We start from the raw sequence: 18,965 nt of genomic DNA on the forward strand, positions 1-18,965 counted from the left end.
TTTGGTTACGATGCGGGGATCGTTAACGTCTGACCCAGCATGACATTTTGCGATTTCATTTTATTGGCCTGCTGAATGGCTTTGGCGCTGACGCCATACTGAGCGGCAATCGCCGTCAGCGAATCGCCGCGCACAACCTTATGGCGAACGGGCTTAGCCACTTTCGCCGGGCTGGCGCTGGCGGCCTGGCGGCCAGCGGGCACCTTCAGCCGCTGCCCGACCCACACCACGTCTTTGTTCAGCGTATTCAGCGAGCGTAGCGTCGCCATGCTCACGCCATACTGGGCGGCAATCCCGGAGAGCGTCTCTCCCCGTTTTACCACATGACGCTGGGTAGCCCCAGTATATTGGGTGGCCTCAGGGGCTGGATTAGGTTCTACGTTAACCGCCGCTGCGGACTGCAATGGGCGGTTTTCCTCCTTTGGGATGGATTGCAGCGGGTGCGCCAGGAAGTAGTTGCGGAGCCCTTTATAAATCGACTCGGCAATCTTCTGCTGGTAAGCGCTACTGCCAAGCAGTCGCTCCTCCGAAGGATTACTGATAAAGCCGGTTTCCACCAGCAGGGAAGGAATATCCGGCGAGCGCAGTACGCCCAGGCTGGCATGTTCCGGTCGGCGCTTGTGCAGGGCGCCTACGCGCTGAAGCTGAGCGATAACCTTCACCGCGACATCATAGCCTACGCGCTGCGAGTGGCCGAACTGCAGGTCCAGCACCGCCTGGCTGAGGTAAGGATCGGCCTGACTGTTGGCCAGCAGATCGCCAGCACCGCCCAGCAGCTCTGACTGCTTCTCGTGCTGCTCCAGCCAGCCGGCCATTTCGCTGTTGGCCCGACGGTTAGACAGCACCCAGACAGACGCGCCAGAAGCACTGCGGTTTGGCGCGGCATCGGCGTGAATAGAGACCAGCACGTTGGCATTCTGCTTACGCGCCACGTCAGAACGCCCCATCACGGAGATAAAGTAGTCGCCGTCGCGGGTCATCACGCCTTTGAACATCGGATCGTCATTCAACAACAGCTTGAGCTTGCGGGCGATGGAGATGGTGACATTCTTCTCTTTCAGGCCGCCAGCGCCAATCGCGCCGGGGTCCTGGCCGCCGTGTCCGGCATCGATCGCCACAATCACCGCATCATTGACTGACCGCGGCGCTTTGCCTGGCGAGGCAACCTGATTACCGCTGCTAACGCTCGTTACCGGGTTGCCTTTGAAAGGATTTTCGCTCGGAGAAGAAGGTGCGCGACGCGCGACGCTGCTCACTGCCGCTGGCCGACTGGAGGACGCATTCGCCGGCCTGCTGCCATTAATGGTAAACACCACGTTATAGCTGTTGCCGTTGCGCTGCGTAACCGCTCGGGTTTTGCCCGGCTGGGTGAGTTCAAACACCAGGCGAATGCTTTGCTTGTCTTTCGGCGTGCTGGAGCGGATACGCTTGACGATATTCTCCCCGCTAAACGTGAGCGGCAGCCCCTGGACCACGCCACTTTGGCGAATATCCAGCACCACGCGGTCGGGATTACGCAGCGGGAAAAAACCATAAACCGGCTGCCCGCTAAAACTCAGGGTTACCGTAGCCTTGTCATCACCGTTTGAGACTTTAATGTCGGATAAATTGGCAGCGAGCGTGCTAAACGTGGTCAGTAAAAGTGCCAGTATCAAACCAAACTTCATGCGCAATCTCATGAACAACCCTTTTCCATAGCAACATGCTGAATCATGACGTCTCCCGCCGCTGAGCAGGCTTTTATCTCCGCCTGGCGTCCCGTCCCCTGATAGCTCAAATGCAGTTCAATATCCGGCACCGGCAGGAAGCCCGCTCCCTGCTGCGGCCATTCGACCAGGCACAGGCTGTCCCCACCGAAATAGTCACGGATGCCCATAAATTCAAGCTCTTCAGGATCGGCCAGCCGGTAGAGGTCGAAGTGATAGACCTGACGGTCCGGCAGAAGATAAGGCTCGACCAGCGTGTAGGTGGGGCTTTTAACATTGCCCTGATGCCCCAGCGCCTGGAGAAAGCCCCGGCTAAAGGTGGTTTTCCCCGCGCCGAGGTCACCATACAGGTAGATCGTGGCCGCACCGCAACAGGCGCGGGCCAGACTGGCTCCTAATGCGAGGGTTGCTGCCTCGTCAGACAATGCGATTACACAGGTCTTCATTCTTTTTTATTCAGGATCTCTGGATTAACAAAAAGATAGAGCTTGGAAAATAGATCGGTCGCCAGCATCCCTCGCGTGCCGCAGCGCGCTGAAACGGCCTCAGCCGCCGCGCCGTGCGCAACGCAGCCTGCGCAGGCCGCATCGAACGGCGAGAGCTTTTGCCCCAGCAAACTGCCGATAATTCCTGACAGCACATCGCCCATCCCGCCCGAAGCCATGCCCGCGTTGCCCACATCGGCAAACGCCATCTCTCCGGCTTCGCTGGCGATAAGGGTTCCGGCCCCTTTCAGCACCACCACGCCACCATAGCGTTTCGCCAACTCTTTCGCTGCATGTAAGCGATCGCTCTCAATATCGCTGGTCTTACTGTTTAGCAGGCGCGCCGCTTCGCCGGGGTGAGGCGTAATAATCCGATTTTGACGTTTATCGGGTCTGATTGCCAGCAGGTTAAGCGCATCGGCGTCCCAAAGCATCGGTTTCTGAGAATTTTCTACCTTTTGTAACGCTTTTTTCCCCCATTCGCCCTGTCCCAGTCCAGGGCCGACAACGATGACATCAGCCCACTCTAGCGCCTTATCGAGCGCAGCACCGCTCAGCTCCTCGACCATCAGCTCCGGCCTGGCGGTTAGCAGCGGAGTAATATTGTGCTTGTGAGTGAGCACTCGCACTAATCCAGCACCAGCCCGCAGCGCCGCTTCTCCCGTCATGCGTATCGCCCCGGCCGTGCCGTGATCGCCGCCGATAATAACCAGCTTACCATGATCCCCTTTGTGCGACGTGGGCCTGCGTGGCTTCAGCCAGTGGCTCAGCGTCGAAGCATCATAACGCGCCATCGGAGCAACCTGCCCGGCAAGCCAGGGGTCCAGGCTGAGCGCGTGGAAATGCAGTTGCCCGGTAACGTCGCGCGCCTTGCCGGTCAGCAGCCCCGGTTTCAATGCGATAAATGTCAGGGTATGAGCCGCTGAGATAACGGCGCCAGGCGTGGTGCCGTTAGCAGCCACTAACCCAGAAGGAATATCCACGGCAAATATCTCTGCCGGATGCGCATTCGCCTGCGCAATCAGTTGGTCGTAAGGGGCTTTTGGCGATTTGTTCAGCCCTGTCCCCAGCAACGCATCCACTATCACCTCGACCTTTTCAGGCCAGGCCATGGCTGGATCGTGGATCACTCCGCCGGCGGCGAGCCACGCTTCACGCGCCTGCTCCGCTTCCTCAGGTAACAACTTGCTGCCCTCACAAGCGATTACCGTCACCGTCAGACCCGCAGACTGCGCCAGCCGCGCCACGATAAATCCATCACCGCCGTTATTGCCGTGCCCGCACAGGATCAGCCAGTGCTGGCTATCAGGCCATAGCGCACGAAGGCTGGCAAAGGCCGCTTCGCCCGCGCGCTGCATCAGCTCAAACAGCGTCAGCCCCAGCGCATCAGCCCCTTCGCGCTCAAGCTGAGCCATCGCTTCTACAGGCCAGACAGAATAGGGTAAACTGGTAGAGTTACTCAGTTTATTCAGGTTAGTCATGTCGCTTCCTCTCGATCTCCATCAGCTCGCCCTCGATATTAAAAAGTGGGGGCAGGATCTCGGCTTTCAGCAGGTGGGTATCAGTGATACCGATTTGAGCCTGGAAGAGCCGCGCCTACAGGCCTGGCTGGACAACCAATACCACGGCGAGATGGCGTGGATGGCTCGCCACGGCATGATGCGCGCCCGCCCCCATGAACTGCTGCCCGGCACGCTGCGGGTGATCAGCGTCCGGATGAATTACCTGCCTGCCAAAGCCGCCTTTGCCAGTACTTTAAAAAATCCCCAGTTGGGCTACGTCAGCCGCTATGCTCTGGGCCGTGATTATCACAAAGTATTACGCAATCGCTTGAAAAAGCTCGGAGAGACTATCCGCGAGCGCTGTTCTGAAGCGCAGTTTCGCCCCTTTGTCGACTCTGCGCCGGTGCTGGAAAGGCCGCTGGCGGTAAAAGCCGGGCTGGGCTGGACCGGCAAGCATTCGCTGGTTCTCAACCAGCAAGCGGGCTCGTGGTTTTTCCTCGGCGAACTGCTTATCGACCTGCCGCTTCCGGTCGATACGCCGCAGGATGAGCAATGCGGCCGCTGCGTTGCCTGCCTGACGATCTGCCCCACCAACGCCATTGTTGAACCCTATAAGGTCGACGCCAGGCGCTGCATTTCCTACCTGACCATCGAGTTGGAGGGCGTAATTCCGGAAGAGTTCAGGCCGCTGATTGGTAACAGGATCTATGGCTGCGATGACTGCCAGCTGATTTGCCCATGGAATCGTTATAGCCAGTTGACCGATGAGGACGATTTTAGCCCGCGAGCGGTGCTGCACGCGCCGCCGCTCACCGAGCTGTTTGCCTGGGATGAGGCCAAATTTTTACGCGTGACTGAAGGCTCAGCCATCCGGCGAATTGGCCATCTCCGCTGGCTGCGCAACGTGGCGGTGGCGATAGGCAATGCTCCGTGGTCTGCCGAAAACGTCGCGGTACTCGAAGCCCGCAGAGGGGAGAATGAGATGCTGGACGAGCATATCGTCTGGGCACTGGCGCGTCAGCTGGCAAGACGCAGCGAACATGCTATTGAAATGCAGGGACAGCAGAAACGGCTGGTGAGAGCTGTAGAAAAAGGGTTACCTCGTGATGCATAAATGAACAACCAACGATTATTTCCAGCGGCTGAGGTTTTCCACATGGTGTGGATAAAAATAAAAAGTTGTTGTCATTCAATTGTCACAGAAAGCACAAGCGATCCAGATAACATTTTGAAATATTCACATTTGAAATAAAAACAGAAGGTTACACTGCTTATTAACACATCTTTTCTGAGGTTAATAACGCAATGCAAAAGATCAACCTGTGGATAACTCTGTTAAAGAATTTTCGGGAATGCCGATAATAAGCGAAGCACAGTCGGTTTATCGCTGTGGATAAATCGTCTGGGAAAGGAGATAAATGATAATCTGGAGCGGGAAACGAGACTCGAACTCGCGACCCCGACCTTGGCAAGGTCGTGCTCTACCAACTGAGCTATTCCCGCATACAATCTGAACAGTAAGAAAAACTGCCGTTGATGATAAAAACGACGCTTTCTTCTAACTTACTGATTTTAAACAATCTCTTCATTCCGTTTTGCGGAATGGAGGAGATTATGAAGGTTATACCCGGGGATGACAAGATATTTTTACCCTCAGCGGGAAGCGCGATGAAGCATTGGATTAGTAAATAAGCAGATCGCTCACTGCTGGAAAAAGTGACTGATATTCTGATTGAAATAGCGGCATTGCTGCTCTACTGGCGTGCCGTCGGCCACCAGCGCCTTAAAGACCTTTTCGCTTTTTACCGACAGCTGCTGGTACTCTTCTGCATTTGTTGGCCATCCTCGTTGGGCACCCAGCGCTACAACCTGGGCAAGCAGCTGTTCATTAGAGGGCAGATCGCTACGATGGCATTTTTCTTTCAGGTAATAGCTTCCTCCAGCAATCGCCGAAAGCTGTTGGACCTGCTGTTCAACGGCAGGAATGGCACCAGATTGTACATCTTTAGTCCGGTGGATGTTTTGCTGGCATCCCGTCAGCAATACCAACGCGCCCAATATTGTCGTGCAGCGATTAAGCAATATTTTACTTATCATTTTATATCCGTCCCTGAAGTGAATAATTTAAGCCGGTCGGCGTTGGTGAATGACTCATTAAATGACAATAAGCCCAGAAATCTGTAACAAGCCAGCTATAGCCAGGCCTGGCCCAAATGGAATTGCCGTTTTGAAACTCCGTCCGGATAAGAGCCTAAGCAGTAAAATGCTGATAATTCCTGATAGCGCAGCCAGTAACAGCAACTGCGGCAGGCATTGCCAACCGCACCATGCAGCAATCGCCGCGGTCAGTTTAAAGTCACCATTGCCCATGCAGTTTTTATTGACCCAGCGGGAGGTGAGAAAATTAAACCCCCAAAGCAGACAATAGCCCGCCACGGCCCCCACGACGGCATCCGGCAGGGAAATAAACGTTTCCTTCAGGTTAAATAATAACCCCAGCCACAGCAGCGGATAGGTTAACGCATCCGGCAGAAGCCATGTTTTGCCGTCGATTATCGCCAGCGCTAAAAGCAGCCAACTGAAGATCAGCACGCCCAGTAAGCTCAGGCCAGGAGGAATAAGAAAACCGCTAAGCAGCGCGATGATCATCGCGGCCAGTTCGGTCAGTGGGTAGCCAGTGCTAATCTGTTTTTTGCAGCAGTGGCTGGTACCGCGCAGGTACAGCCAGCTAAAAAGCGGGATATTATGCTGCCATTTGATCGGTTCGCCACACTCAGGGCAGCGTGATGCGGGAAGGAGCAGGTCAAAGGAGGGCGCGTTATCCCCGGCCTCCACTGAAGTAAAAGCCGAAGGCTCTGCGCGGTTCGCCTGCTGAGCCCGGTCGATCATAATGGGTAAGCGATAGATCAGCACGTTTAAAAAGCTGCCGACGCAAAGACCGATTATCGCCAATCCTCCCCACCAGAACAGCGGAAGATGGGTAGCCATTTCCTGTATGAGTTCCATCAACCGCTCCCTTTGGTCAGACGACGAGTTCCTTTCCCATCACAATCAACTTTCAGCCTTTTTTAATACCAGCTCCGAAACCTTTACTGAATCATTTTTATCGCTGATCGCCGCCAGCTTAAGCTGAAAAACAGTTATCCTCTGCTCATTTTGCAGTTCATTAATTAACGCCATCAACGAACTGAAGCGGATTACGTCGATTTCCAGAGTAATGGTCAGCGCGTCGTTACCTTTAGTTACGGCTGAAATACCCTTTTGCATAAGAACATGTTCGACCGTTTCGGCGAAAGTGCTGGTAACAGGTTTTGCGGTATGGCTTCCAGTGGACTGCGGGAAATGGATTTTTTGTTGGGAAATCCACACGACATCCTGCGCTGCCTTGATCCGCCTTTTTTCGCCGCTGGAGGTATAGTTCATCAGCGGCTGCACCAGCCAAAAAGTGACCAGCAGAGCGACAACAAACCCGGCCAGCCCTACCCCAATCCCTTTCTCAACCGCCGTTCGCACCTGCCAGTGCTGGATTATTTTCTGTTTCATCACGGTGTTTTCATCTGCAGCCAGGCTGTCTCAAGTTGATTATGTTCAACAGCGTCGGGCGCGCCTTCGCTGACCTTAACAGAAAGCGCCGCCAGGCTCGTGGTGAGTGTTTCGGCATCCTGACGACGAGTGGCTAAATACAGGGTGCCCGTTTCGCCATCATATTGAATGGTATGAATAACGATTCCTTCTGTGGCCTCACTGGCTTCCGCCAGTGCGTTTAATAACGCGATCGGGTTTGACTGATTATCCTGCGCTGCGGTTTTCTTAATTAACTGCGTCAGCCTGAACTTAGGGTTGCTGACCTTTTTCTTGCTGTTAGTTAATTGCTGATACAGCTGTTGCGATCGCCTCTCCATTTCTTCTGCTACCTGGTGCTGATGGTAACCATTGAGAAATGAGGCCATGCACAACCCAAGCGATGCGGTCACTCCCAGTAGCAATACACTTTTATAATCGCCAGGCTTATGGCGACCTTTAATACCCACCGGTTTTGTCAGCAAATTGGCGGAATGACTGCGGCTATGAGCAACCAGAATCTCCAGCGCTTTTCCTGGCGCCATTTGCTGCCATCCGTGGGGAATAACGGCGCCATCGCAGTCACCATATACCCTGCCTACCGCTCCGTTTTCGGCCAGTTCAGGCAGTGCGTGCAGCCACTGCCCATCGATAACCATGCCGCAGCCTTCCCCCTGACGGAGCAGCCAGCGCTGACGATCGTAAAGGCAACTCCACTCTCCTTCCGCAGGCACGGGCAGGCACAGGGTCTCGGGAACGATACGGTGTAAAGGCATTTCGGCGGAGATGAAAAAGTTAACCCATTGCTGAAGAAGGTTTTTTGCCACACCAAGCAGAGTGCAAGGCGTCCCGGCAGCCACCAGTACCCACTCCAGAGACTCGACTTCACCAGCCACCTTGCCCTCCAGCCAGTAAGGCAGAGCTTTCAGCAATTTGCTGCTCATTTTTACCTTCCCTGCCCCCGGGATCTCAACAGTGTGAAACACGGCCAGCTCTCCGGGGATAATCAGTACCACTTCTCCCCCGGCGGCATACTCTTTCAACCTGCCTGTTTCTGCCATATTCGCCAGCGTGCCGCTGGCCACTGTGTCTTTATTAAGACGAAAAAGCCATTCCACCTGCTCATCAGCAGAGAGCGAGGGCCTGATGAAGAGTATTGAACTCCCGGCAATCCTTTTCCTGATCTTATCCATTGGCATCCTCACTCAGTAAGATTCACTCACGCCATAGCGACGTTGTATAATATGAAGCTGGTTATTTTCTTCCCTGAATAAGCTACGCAAAGAATATTCACCCTCCTCTTCAAGTACCCATTGCGACAGCGAAAAATAATGGCTTTCCTGCACCAGAGTCTTTTTTATTGCACTGGTCCAGACGTTACTTTTACTTTCCGCCGCGGCCATCAGCGCAGCGCTATCTTGCCAGCCCTGAGCTGGCCTGGTACTTATCAATCGGTTGGCCTCACTGACGGAGAGAGAGTTAACAAATAGCGCCGCCAGCATCGCTCCCTGATCGGGCCTTAGCGCGTTGATGTTTACCAACAACGCCGACTCCGGCAGCGCACACACCCAGTCTCTCAGCTGCTGCCAGCTTTTCTGGTCAATTCCCTCTACCGTTCGTAGTTCACTACTGTCAAGCATGGGGACATGCGCGGCAGCCTCAGCGCCGGTTCCGCGCTGCTGGCTGGCTGAGTCCCCCTTTTCCTTTCCCTCGGAGATGCCATTTACAGGATTCAGCCGGCGCTCAATGGCCTGAGTGATATTTTTCGCCGACTCGTCACTCATACCGGTAACATTAACCAGCAGTTGGGCGAACACGGCTGAAGGGTAGCGCCCAGCCTCGCGATCAACCTGTCCCTCGTCGGCAAGCGGTTGTTCTTTACCAGCAGCAAGGGAAACTGCATCCCCCTTTTCGTTTTGAAAGGCGGATTCTGGCTCAGCAATTTCACCCTCATCCACTACGTCAGACCCCTTCTGGTCCGGCTTTTCCACCCGCTCTTTTTGTGACTCGGTCTGCCCGGAGGAAGAGTTTTTTCCCGACTGCACATTTTTTATCAGCGAGTTAAGGTTGAAACATCCCCCCAAATCACGGGTCTCATAACGAATCTGCACCCCGTCAAGCAGCAGAAGGCCGGAGTCTGCCGCGATTTTCTGCTGCTTCTCAAGCGTGTTTTTTAAAATTTTTTCATTGCCAAGCAGTGTCCATTTCATCTGCGTTTGCCAGCTAATAGAGTGACTTCTGATCATCGTTTGCTGCCAGTATTCATTGCTAAGCACCGCAACAGAGAGGATCAGAGCCATCATCAGCAACACCATCAATAACGCGCTTCCTTTCTGATTGGACATGCTGGTTCCTCAGTCTTCTGCAAGAAGAAATGTCCGACGAAACTCCCCGCCATCAGCGAATTCAAGCTCAACCGCCACGGCCTTTGGCAGAACATTCAGCATATTAAGTTTCTCTACCCACTTATTTTGGTAGTAATAGCGGAGGGTAAACGCGCTAACGCCTGTTAATAAAGTCGTCACCCTGGGCGGCTCCGCTGAGACTCCAGCGGGCCATAAGGCACTTACTTTTTGCAGTTTCCCCTGCGCAAGCTGGTACGTGACGTGCTCAATTTGCGAGCGGGGAAACATGCCTGCCGGGTTAAGCCAGTTACTGCGCAAAAACCGCACCTCTGCCTCTTGTTTACTGGCCGGAGAGAGGTCGCCAGTGGCTATAGCGGCAGTCGAAAGCTGGTTTTTTTCGCCAAAATCAGGAGGGAGCAACGCTTGTGAAAAATCCATCTCCATCACCGCAAAAGCAAACTGTTGCTGCATCAGTTTGCTGGACGCCTCTCTTAGCAGCGCAGAACTACGCAATACGCCCTGGAAAAGCTGTAGCGCAATGACGCTGGTTGCGGCAAGCAGAGCCAGTGCCAGCATCATTTCCAGCAGAGTAAAACCAGCCTGCTGATTATGCCTGGCCATTTGTCAGGCTCATCCAGGTTCTTAACGAGGCCACGGGTTGCTGTATTGTCCCCTGTCGAACCTCTACCTCAACGGCGACGATCGCCAGTTGCGTGGTGGGAACGGTGCGCCAGCGCAAATGCCAGATACCCGGCCCCATCACCTGGTTTTCCTGTTGCCATAACGCATTACTGCTGGCGGGGTTAAGCAGAATTTCAGCCAGTTTGCTATCTGCCAGCCAGGTCCCCATTTGCTTCTGCTGCAAGCTGCTGAGGTAATTCGCCTGCTGCCCGCTGGTTTTGAGCACCGCGGTGGCTGAGACTGCCAAAATAAGCATTGCCACCAACACTTCCATTAATGCCATTCCATGTTGTTTCACTGCGTTCTCCCTTCTGATAACAACAGATCCGCACGCGAGAATGTGAAGACAGAATTCGCTTCCCGCTCTTCTCCCGCAGTTTCCCTTGACGATAAAGACAGGGTGAAATCGGTCACTTCTCCGCCCGGCAGGAACAGAATCTGGGGCGGATGAGGAATATCGCCCGGCTCTGCCGACGAATGGCTAACGCCGTCAACGTCAATGGTTAACTCCACCTGCTCCGGCAGGCGGTAATGCATTTTTAGCAAACCGCGCTTAGCCGTTTGCCAGCGGTAACCAGGGATCAGATCGCCGGATTTTCGATCATCACTTTTCTCTACCCGCCGACTCAGTACCTGTATTTCCCACCCGCCGGTCAGGATGCGCAGACCGAATATTTTTCCTTCCAGCTGCGCCCTCTCAGCCGTCTTTCGTAGCGCAAAGATGATTTTTTCATGTTCCCTCGCTATTTCCTTGTTGGGATCAGGTAGCGAACCGATGACCATGCTTCCCATCAGTCCCAGCAAAAACACCACACAGATCATCTCCAGCAGCGTGAAGCCCTTGCTCTCTTTCATGACGGCTATTTCTTCTGTGTTTTGTTCCAGTTACCAATGTATTGATCGGTCTCCCCTTCTCCCTTCGGCCCGAAGGAGAATACGTCGATAGCATTATGTTCACCGGGGTTGGCTAACTGGTAATCATTGCCCCAGGGATCTGTCGGAAGCCGGCGGATATAGCCCTGTTCTGGATAGTTTTTAGGGACTGGCGCCAGCTCCGGCTTTTCTGCCAGCGCCTCAATGCCCTGTTCGGTGGTGGGATAACGATGGTTATCGAGCCGATACATATCCAGCGCGTTTTCCAGCGTGGCAATGTCGCTCCGGGCTTTCTGGATATCCGCCTTCTCTTTGTTCCCCATCAGGCTGGGGATAGTCAGGCTGGCAAGCAGCCCCAGGATCACTATCACCACCATAATTTCCAGCAGGGTGAAGCCCCCCTGGGTTTTAACGACAGGATTATTGCTTCGTCCATAAGTCATGTTGCGTGTCCTTATCCAATCATCTCGTTCAACTGCAATATGGGCTGTAAAATAGCCAGAATAATGAAGAGCACAATGCTCGCCATTGTCACCACCAGCAGCGGTTCAAACAGTGCCACTGCCAGCGTAATATTGTGTGATAGTTGTTCTTCCTGGATATGCGCCGAGCGTTCCAGCATCTCATCCAGACTGCCGCTCTGCTCTCCGGCAGCCACCATGTGTAACATCATCGGCGGGAACAGCCCGGTGGCGCTTAATGCCTGATGAAACTTCCCGCCTTCCCTGACCTTCTCTTCAGCCTCGTTTAGCTGCTGACGGGCATAGTCATTCCCCACCACGGAGGCACTGATGCGCATTGCCTCCAGCAAAGGCACCGCGCTGGCGTTTAAAATGCTTAATGTGCGGGCATAGCTTGCGGTGCTGATACTGCGGATTACCCGGCCAATCAGCGGCCAGCTCAGGTGCTGACGGTGGCGCCTTAACATTCGCGCCGGGTTGCGAAGCCAAAGGGCATTGCCCACGACGACCAACGCGACGCCACCTGACAGCGCAAGGCCATAGTCACGTAGAAAATCGCTACATCCGAGTAGCGCTCTAGTCGACAGAGGTAGGGCTTGCTTCATGGTGATGAACTGTTCGATAACCTTAGGCACCACCGCCGTCAGCAGGATAGCAATCACGCCGCAGGCAACCACGGTCAATACGATGGGATAGATCATCGCCTGCATAATTTTGCCTTTCAGCTTCTGGCTCTGTTCCTCATTGGTTGCCAGCCGCTGAAGGACCAACGGCAAATGCCCGGAGGTTTCTCCGGCCGCCACCATGGCGCAATACATCCGGCCGAAAACTTTCGGAAAAGTGGCCAGTGCGGTAGCCAGAGAATGCCCCTCCTGCACCTTTCCTCTGAGCTGAGTAAAGATTTTTTTCACGCTTTTTTTGTCGCTCTGCTGGGCGACAATCCGTACTGCTTCATCCACCGGCAGGCTGGCGGCAATCAGCGTCGCCAGCTGCCGGGTTACCAGCGCCAGATCTCGTGCCGAAAGAGAGGAGCCGCTGAAAAGCTCAACTTTCGCCGTTTTTTTGAGGGTGATAACGGCTAACCCTTTCTCCCTCAGCTGCTGACGGGCATCGCTGAGGGTGGCCGCAAGCAGACGGCCGCGACAGGTTTTGCCTTCCTGCGAGAGCGCTTCATAGCTGAATTTCTCCACGCTATGCCTCCCTGGTCACACGGGTAACCTCTTCCAGGGTGGTTAATCCTGCCACCACTTTGTTCATCCCGTCCTGTCGCAGCGTCGCCGTCTTTTGATGAACCAGCGCGTCAATTTCCTGCTCGCTGCTTCCGTGGCTTAACGCCGACCTGATCTGCGGATCCAGCACGATCAGCTCATGAATGCCGGTTCTTCCCCGATAGCCGGTCTGCTTACAGTGTTCGCACCCTACCGCGCGCGCGAGTAACAGTGCTGGCTCCCTGCTGCCGATCATCAGCCGCTCTTCCTCACTGGCAGGGCTCTGCACGCAACAGTGAGTACACAGAGTGCGAACCAGCCGCTGGGACAACACCCCGGCGAGCGTGGTGGCAAGCAGAAAAGGTTCAATCCCCATATCCTGCAGGCGGGTAATGGCTCCCACCGCGGTGTTGGTATGTAAGGTGGAAAGCACCAGATGCCCGGTCATTGAGGCCTGAACCGCAACCTGAGCCGTTTCTGGATCGCGGATTTCACCCACCAGCACCACATCAGGGTCCTGACGGAGTAACGCGCGCAGGCCACGGGCGAAGGTCATATCGACCTTGCTGTTCACCTGGGTCTGGCCGATACCATCAAGTTCATATTCAATGGGATCTTCCACCGTCATAACGTTACGTACGCTGCTGTCTATTTCATTTAACGCGGAATACAAAGTGGTGCTTTTGCCTGAGCCAGTAGGGCCGGTAACCAGCACCAGACCGTGAGGTTGATGAACCAGCTGCGTTAATCCTTCGCGACAGGCTTCCGACATGCCGGCATGGGACAGCGTGAGCCGGGCATTATTTTTGTCCAGCAGGCGCATCACCACCCGTTCGCCATACTGGGTAGGTAAGGTGGAAACACGCACGTCCACCGCCCGGCCGGCAATGCGTAACGCAATACGCCCATCCTGCGGGATGCGCTTTTCGGCAATATCCAGCTTTGCCATCACCTTAATACGCGAGACCAGCAGCGAAGCCAGCTGCCGTTGAGGCTCCAATACGTTATGCAGAATGCCGTCAACGCGGAAGCGGATCAGCAGACGTTTCTCAAACGGTTCAATATGCACATCCGAGGCGGCTTCCTTTATCGCCTCTCCCAGCATGGCGTTGATCAGCCGGATAATCGGCGCATCATCATTGCCGTCCAGCAAATCCGTATGGGCCGGGATCTCCTCTGCCAGCGCATAGAAATCAATTTCGCTGCCAATATTGGCCATCACCCCGGCATTGTTCTGGTACACCTCCGTCACCGCATGTTCAAAGACCGATTCCGAAACGATGCTGAGCGCCCTGATTGACGGGTATAAACGCTGCGCTTCCATCAGCGCGGGCACCGCCACATTTTCGCGGCACATGACGCAGGGGGCGCCCTGCTGTTCGGTCACCAACACGCCATATTGTTTTACCCAGGAGAAAGGGAGCATGGCGGTGAGAGTATCCGCGTCCATATCATCCATGACGTTTACCCTCCGCTCTGCTGAAAGGCAGCAATCAGCGTAGAAACCTGTTTAAATTGCTCGCGCTTGCCATCGGCATTTTTAAGCTCAATCAGTTCGACAGGTAATGCCTGCTGTTCATTGCGTGAGGGCTGATGATCCTGATGATCGTTGAATTTCTTCGAGCTCAGATCGCGGAACTGGCTGCCATCACGAATAATCGTCGGGCGAATAAAGAGGATCAGGTTGCGTTTGATCTTTTTCTTCGATGTGGTGCTGAACAACTTGCCAAGGTAGGGGATATCGCCTAATACCGGCACTTTTTGTTCGACATCTGACAGGGTCGTATCAAGCAGTCCACCAACCACTACGGTTTCCCCGCTGCCTACCAGCACCGAGTTATTCAGCGTGCGGGTGTTGAAGGTCGCGCCAAGATTCTCACTGCTGGCGGTAGAACTCTCCGCCACGCTGGAGACTTCCTGTTCAATCTTGAGAAAGACCGAGTCGCCCTGATTAATCTGCGGCTTAACCTTTAATTTGATACCAACGTTTTTACGCTCGACGGTATTGAAAATGTTATCGCTGTTAGTGGTTTGCGAGCCGGTGAGGACAGGAACTTCCTGACCCACGCTGAACACGGCCTCAATATTGTCCAGCGTAACGATGCTAGGCGTGGCCAGGATATCGTTATTGGTATTGCTCTTTAGCGCGCTGACCAGACCCGCCCAGTTGTTATGACGGAAGCCAACGCCTAAACCCGTTATGTTCTGAACCGTCCCAGCCAGTGAGGCGCTCTCCATAATGCCCATCGCAGTGCCGTTATTGGACGGGAAGTTACTGCCGCCGCCGTGCTTATTGAACCACTGCACGCCAAGGTTAAATCCCTCGGCATCCTGAAGCTCGACGATCACGGCTTCGACCAGAACCTGCGCACGACGAATATCTAATTGTTCAATAACGTTTTCCAGCTCAACCATCATGTCCGGCTGAGTAGTAATAATCAGGGAATTGGTTTGTTCATCAGCCTTAATGCTGGTGCCCTTTAACAGGGCTGGGCTTGATGGGGAAGAGGCGGTATTGCCGCCGTTTTCCATGTTGGCGCTCATACCGGTCAGAACTTCCACCAGTGTGGTGGCCTGAGCATACTTCAGGTAGATGACTTTGGTTTTCCCCTGTGAAGTATGCTTGCGGTCCAGTTTCTGGATCAGGTCCAACGCCGCACGACGCAGGCCAGCCTCACCCATGACCAAAATACTGTTGGTGCGCTCATCAGCGATCATCTGTAACGACTGAGTCGCAGGGCGGGCGTTTTTTTTATCGTTATTTAGCATTTCGCCCGCCAGGCGAATGATTTCTGCGGCAGAAGCATGAGCAAGAGGGTAAACGTCGATATGACGATCGCCTATTTTATCGAGGCGCTTAATGACCTCCAGCAGCCGGTTAATTACGCTGCTCTTACCGGTGAGTAACAGACTGTTGGAACCTTCAAAGCTGGTAATAATGCTGCCGCTGCCGCCATCCACCCTTTCCAGTGGCGGCACCAGTTCGTGGGCAGCCATATTGTTGATGGTCACAACCCGTGTCGACAGCGCATCTCCTCCCGGCGTCTTACCATCATTAATCCTGGCATTCCCACCGGCAAGACTTAAGGGCACTATTTTCAGGACGTCATTGTCCATCTCCACGACGTTATAGCCATGTACATCAAGGACATTAAGGAAAAATTGGTAATACTGTTCCTCATCAAGCGTATCGTAACTCTTAACGGTAATATTACCGGTTACGCCAGGCTGGATGATGACGGTTTTATTCAGCGCCTGGCTGATGGTGTTGATAAATTCCTGAATATCGGTGTTTTGAAAGCTGGCGTTATACTTCTCTGCCCAGGCAAGGGGGGAGAGCATCAGGGTGAAAACAAAATAGATCGCCGCTCTTAAGTGCGGAGAAAAAACGGTAGTACGTCCCTGCATAGCCACTACTCCTTGTCGCTGTAATAAACGGGCCAGGAAAATCGCCTCGGTCCCTGTCTTATCAGAACTCTATTTGTTACATCCGTTGTGAAACATAAAAACCATCAACGCTGAAAATGACTCTGTCAGTAAAAATTCGGACGATGACCGCGCCATTGTCCAATTGCTCACCTGGCCGGTAACTCTTTTGTTGTCCGGCGAATTCAACGATCGCCACACCCTGCTGCCTGTTGTCACTGCTAAGCAGGCCTTTGATAACCACCGGCAGTTCACCGGCTGGGGCCTGGAGAAGCAACGCATCGTCCGGCAACGCTGCCGCTACGGCAAAACGTGGGTCGGAATGGTGTTCACTGCTGTCTGGATCGCCACTTCTGATAACGTTGGTCAGAGCATTCAGGCTATAGCCGCTTTTTTCCTGCACGGGAAGAGACATTTTCCAGTTCTCCTCTACAAGTAATTTAACGGCCTGTTCCTGCTTTTTCATAAGCTGAAAATCAGTAAAGATCATGCTACCAAGATGACCGGCCAGGCATATTATGATGATATTGGCGCCCATTACCGGCAGAGAAAAATGAATATTTTTTATCCGCTGCAAGTAGAATTCCTCGTCTGAATAAGTAAAAGGAGGGAAAATTAATTCCCTCCCTGCTACATTATCAAGCTATCTATCCCTGAAATAGCGGACAGGGATTAGCGTTATTGATTAACGATATAAGTGTAAATATAGCTTGAAGCATACTTAGTGGAACCAGGGTTACCACTGGTACGAATCACACCAATTTTATCGCCTTTTTTCAGTTCCTTCGCATTCATGAACACCCGAACTTCTGAGTCGTTGGTTCCTTTATCAATATTTGCGTAATACGCCTTACCGTTAAAGGTTTCCATGATGTATTTGCCGTTCAAAGTCACGCGATAGTCGACAGGCTGATTAAACAAAGTCTTATCGAGGTAAACACTCACTTGATTACCTGAAGTAGTGATATATTTCACCGCTGTATCAGCGGTGTATTTCACCCCTTTTTTAACGACAACTTGCTGGATGGATTTCCATGTATTATCCACATGCAATGAGACAATATCCCCCTCTTTCAGCGCGTTTGCTGGCGTATAGCTAACGACTTTAATGCCTTTTTCTGCATTGGCTACTGATGAGTAGTAAGACTTGCCTTTACTAAATTCAAAGACGTACTTACCGTTCACTCTTACTTTATAGATACCCTTTTTGTAGGTATCTTCAGAAGCATAGAGTTTGATCTCGCCGCCGTTATGATAATCCACGTACTGCAACTGAGGGGCTTTAGAAACGTCAGGAATGGTCAGCTCAACGGTCGGAGTTTCAGGTACTTCTGGCTCCTCTGGTGCTTTGGGCTCCTCTGGCACATCTGGTACTTCCGGGACCAAAGGCGAAGTATTTTTAGCCACCTTAACCATCTCGTTCAGATATGAAACCTGCTCAGCAAAAGACGTCTGATTGGTAGAGGAACCTAAAGTCCACGCAAAGAAGCCACCGAAACCATTTTCGGACTGCCATTTAATACGCTCAAGATTATTTTCCTTGCTTTCAACAAAGTTGCCGCCGTCAGCCCATTGGCTATTAATCGTGGCGCCTACCAGGATTTTGCTCTTATCGCCAACCGCTTTGGCATAATTCTGCATGGCAACTTTATATTTAAAGTTTTTACCCGCGTCATAGGTCATTACGTTGAAAAAGTCGAACAGATCTTTACTGTCCTGCAGAAGCTTAGTCACTTCACCGTTGTGAGAAGAACGGGCATTTTCGATGTAAGAGCAATTTTCAATGACAGAAGGTTGAGCGCAGTTTTCAGGATCGGCCCCCACATGGTAGGTTGTCAGGCTCAGCAGCTTCTCGTTACCTACCAGCGCACGCAGACGCTTGACCAAATCCAGCAGATTGTCATTCTCCTGCTGAGTCAGACGGGCCGCTTTTTCAAAGTCAAAATCAATCCCGTCCAGATAGACATCGCCGCCATACTGATACTTATCGTACTCACATTCATTCGCGTAATTAAATGCCTGACATTCGCCAACCACTTCTTCCGGCGTCAGTCCTCTTTTATAGACTGGGAAAGGTGTTTTCAGCAGTTCTGCCAAATTTTTTGCAACAGTTTCACGCTGTTCTGGGGTGCGAATATAAGACCAGATACTTTCATAGGTTTGGCCGCCAAATGCCACCATCACTTTCTTCTCTGGGTGATTATACTTCAGCTGTGTCCAGCCAAGATATTGCTGCTTCATCCAGTAAGGATCGTAATTCGGAACCTCGGCCATACCATCAGAAATGCTAACCTTACCGTTGCTATCCCATGCGCCAAAAGAGAGCATAAAGATCTCAATATCTGATTTATTAAGCCCATCATTCAGCTTTTCAATATCCGGTAAACCCCATGAGGTCAGATAGCTGACTGTACGAGCATTCTCTGCAGCGCCAGCAGGCATCATCTGTGCCATCAGTGCGCAACCCATCAGGGTTGCCAGAACAGTTTTCTTCAACATTATGAATTTCCCTATCAAATGCTACAACATTTTGTTAACAAATATAAACTTCTTCCGGCGCGCTTTTTAGTTTCAATAAAATGCACCGACCAGATCTCATCTACCCTGTCAACAGCAGCGTCTTGATGCAATATTTAACCTGCACAAGCACCAGAAGGCACGGCGAAGCGCAAAGCTGGCATGCTTAAAAATACGCTGAAAGCAGAAATTAACCTTAA

At 52.9% G+C, this 18,965-nt stretch carries 18 protein-coding genes and 1 tRNA gene; 1 reads left to right on the forward strand and 18 read right to left on the reverse strand.

Annotation, left to right across the window (positions count from 1 at the left end; all coding sequences use genetic code 11):
• Window positions 1-5: 5 nt before the first annotated feature.
• From amiB to nnr, 3 genes are read right to left on the reverse strand one after another with little or no spacing between them, the layout of a single operon-like run.
• Window positions 6-1,667 (reverse strand): N-acetylmuramoyl-L-alanine amidase AmiB, encoded by a 1,662-nt coding sequence (gene amiB / locus NG99_RS09555; protein ID WP_232298248.1) that lies wholly within the window; start codon window positions 1,665-1,667, stop codon window positions 6-8.
• Between the two features lie 8 nt (window positions 1,668-1,675).
• Window positions 1,676-2,152 carry a tRNA (adenosine(37)-N6)-threonylcarbamoyltransferase complex ATPase subunit type 1 TsaE gene (gene tsaE / locus NG99_RS09560; RefSeq protein WP_034891454.1) on the reverse strand — a complete coding sequence of 159 codons (477 nt, stop codon included), beginning with the start codon at window positions 2,150-2,152 and terminating at the stop codon, window positions 1,676-1,678.
• Complete coding sequence (gene nnr, locus NG99_RS09565) at window positions 2,149-3,672, reverse strand: bifunctional ADP-dependent NAD(P)H-hydrate dehydratase/NAD(P)H-hydrate epimerase (protein ID WP_034891457.1); 1,524 nt, start codon at window positions 3,670-3,672, stop codon at window positions 2,149-2,151. The genes tsaE and nnr overlap by 4 nt, the downstream gene beginning before the upstream one ends.
• Between nnr and queG the strand changes: the two genes are divergently transcribed.
• The gene (queG, locus tag NG99_RS09570; RefSeq protein ID WP_034891460.1) at window positions 3,671-4,807 is read left to right on the forward strand and encodes a tRNA epoxyqueuosine(34) reductase QueG; all 1,137 of its coding nucleotides are present in this window, start codon (window positions 3,671-3,673) and stop codon (window positions 4,805-4,807) included. The genes nnr and queG overlap by 2 nt on opposite strands.
• A 313-nt stretch (window positions 4,808-5,120) precedes the next feature.
• Here queG and NG99_RS09575 read toward each other — a convergent pair.
• From NG99_RS09575 to NG99_RS29675, 15 genes are all read right to left on the reverse strand, one after another.
• A tRNA-Gly gene (locus NG99_RS09575) sits at window positions 5,121-5,196 on the reverse strand.
• Between the two features lie 198 nt (window positions 5,197-5,394).
• Complete coding sequence (gspS, locus tag NG99_RS09580) at window positions 5,395-5,790, reverse strand: type II secretion system pilot lipoprotein GspS (RefSeq protein ID WP_084110478.1); 396 nt, start codon at window positions 5,788-5,790, stop codon at window positions 5,395-5,397.
• Window positions 5,791-5,847: 57 nt separating this feature from the next.
• The gene (locus tag NG99_RS09585; RefSeq protein ID WP_034891466.1) at window positions 5,848-6,699 is read right to left on the reverse strand and encodes a prepilin peptidase; all 852 of its coding nucleotides are present in this window, start codon (window positions 6,697-6,699) and stop codon (window positions 5,848-5,850) included.
• 45 nt (window positions 6,700-6,744) lie between these two features.
• Entirely contained in the window at window positions 6,745-7,236 is a 492-nt protein-coding gene (gene gspM / locus NG99_RS09590; protein ID WP_034891469.1) for a type II secretion system protein GspM, read from the reverse strand.
• Complete coding sequence (gene gspL, locus NG99_RS09595; RefSeq protein ID WP_034891472.1) at window positions 7,236-8,447, reverse strand: type II secretion system protein GspL; 1,212 nt, start codon at window positions 8,445-8,447, stop codon at window positions 7,236-7,238. The genes gspM and gspL overlap by 1 nt, the downstream gene beginning before the upstream one ends.
• Window positions 8,448-8,459: 12 nt before the next feature.
• Complete coding sequence (gene gspK, locus NG99_RS09600; RefSeq protein ID WP_034891475.1) at window positions 8,460-9,599, reverse strand: type II secretion system minor pseudopilin GspK; 1,140 nt, start codon at window positions 9,597-9,599, stop codon at window positions 8,460-8,462.
• A gap of 9 nt (window positions 9,600-9,608) precedes the next feature.
• Window positions 9,609-10,220 carry a type II secretion system minor pseudopilin GspJ gene (gene gspJ, locus NG99_RS09605; RefSeq protein ID WP_034891477.1) on the reverse strand — a complete coding sequence of 204 codons (612 nt, stop codon included), beginning with the start codon at window positions 10,218-10,220 and terminating at the stop codon, window positions 9,609-9,611.
• Window positions 10,207-10,578 carry a type II secretion system minor pseudopilin GspI gene (gene gspI, locus NG99_RS09610; RefSeq protein ID WP_034891479.1) on the reverse strand — a complete coding sequence of 124 codons (372 nt, stop codon included), beginning with the start codon at window positions 10,576-10,578 and terminating at the stop codon, window positions 10,207-10,209. The genes gspJ and gspI overlap by 14 nt, the downstream gene beginning before the upstream one ends.
• Window positions 10,575-11,135 (reverse strand): type II secretion system minor pseudopilin GspH, encoded by a 561-nt coding sequence (gspH, locus tag NG99_RS27530; RefSeq protein ID WP_052130635.1) that lies wholly within the window; start codon window positions 11,133-11,135, stop codon window positions 10,575-10,577. The genes gspI and gspH overlap by 4 nt, the downstream gene beginning before the upstream one ends.
• Window positions 11,136-11,140: 5 nt before the next feature.
• Window positions 11,141-11,596, reverse strand: coding sequence for a type II secretion system major pseudopilin GspG (gspG, locus tag NG99_RS09620; protein ID WP_034891482.1), 456 nt, complete (start codon window positions 11,594-11,596; stop codon window positions 11,141-11,143).
• Window positions 11,597-11,607: 11 nt separating this feature from the next.
• A complete protein-coding gene (gene gspF / locus NG99_RS09625; RefSeq protein WP_034891485.1) occupies window positions 11,608-12,804 on the reverse strand; it encodes a type II secretion system inner membrane protein GspF in 1,197 nt (398 codons plus the stop codon).
• 1 nt (window position 12,805) lies between these two features.
• Entirely contained in the window at window positions 12,806-14,281 is a 1,476-nt protein-coding gene (gspE, locus tag NG99_RS09630; RefSeq protein WP_034891487.1) for a type II secretion system ATPase GspE, read from the reverse strand.
• Window positions 14,282-14,286: 5 nt separating this feature from the next.
• Complete coding sequence (gspD, locus tag NG99_RS09635; RefSeq protein WP_157032598.1) at window positions 14,287-16,230, reverse strand: type II secretion system secretin GspD; 1,944 nt, start codon at window positions 16,228-16,230, stop codon at window positions 14,287-14,289.
• 76 nt (window positions 16,231-16,306) lie between these two features.
• Complete coding sequence (locus NG99_RS27535) at window positions 16,307-16,825, reverse strand: type II secretion system protein N (RefSeq protein WP_052130636.1); 519 nt, start codon at window positions 16,823-16,825, stop codon at window positions 16,307-16,309.
• Between the two features lie 101 nt (window positions 16,826-16,926).
• Window positions 16,927-18,747 carry a glycoside hydrolase family 18 protein gene (locus tag NG99_RS29675; protein WP_052130637.1) on the reverse strand — a complete coding sequence of 607 codons (1,821 nt, stop codon included), beginning with the start codon at window positions 18,745-18,747 and terminating at the stop codon, window positions 16,927-16,929.
• Between the last annotated feature and the right edge of the window lie 218 nt (window positions 18,748-18,965).

The sequence above is a fragment of the Erwinia typographi genome, assembly GCF_000773975.1.
GTDB classification, from domain to species: domain Bacteria; phylum Pseudomonadota; class Gammaproteobacteria; order Enterobacterales; family Enterobacteriaceae; genus Erwinia; species Erwinia typographi.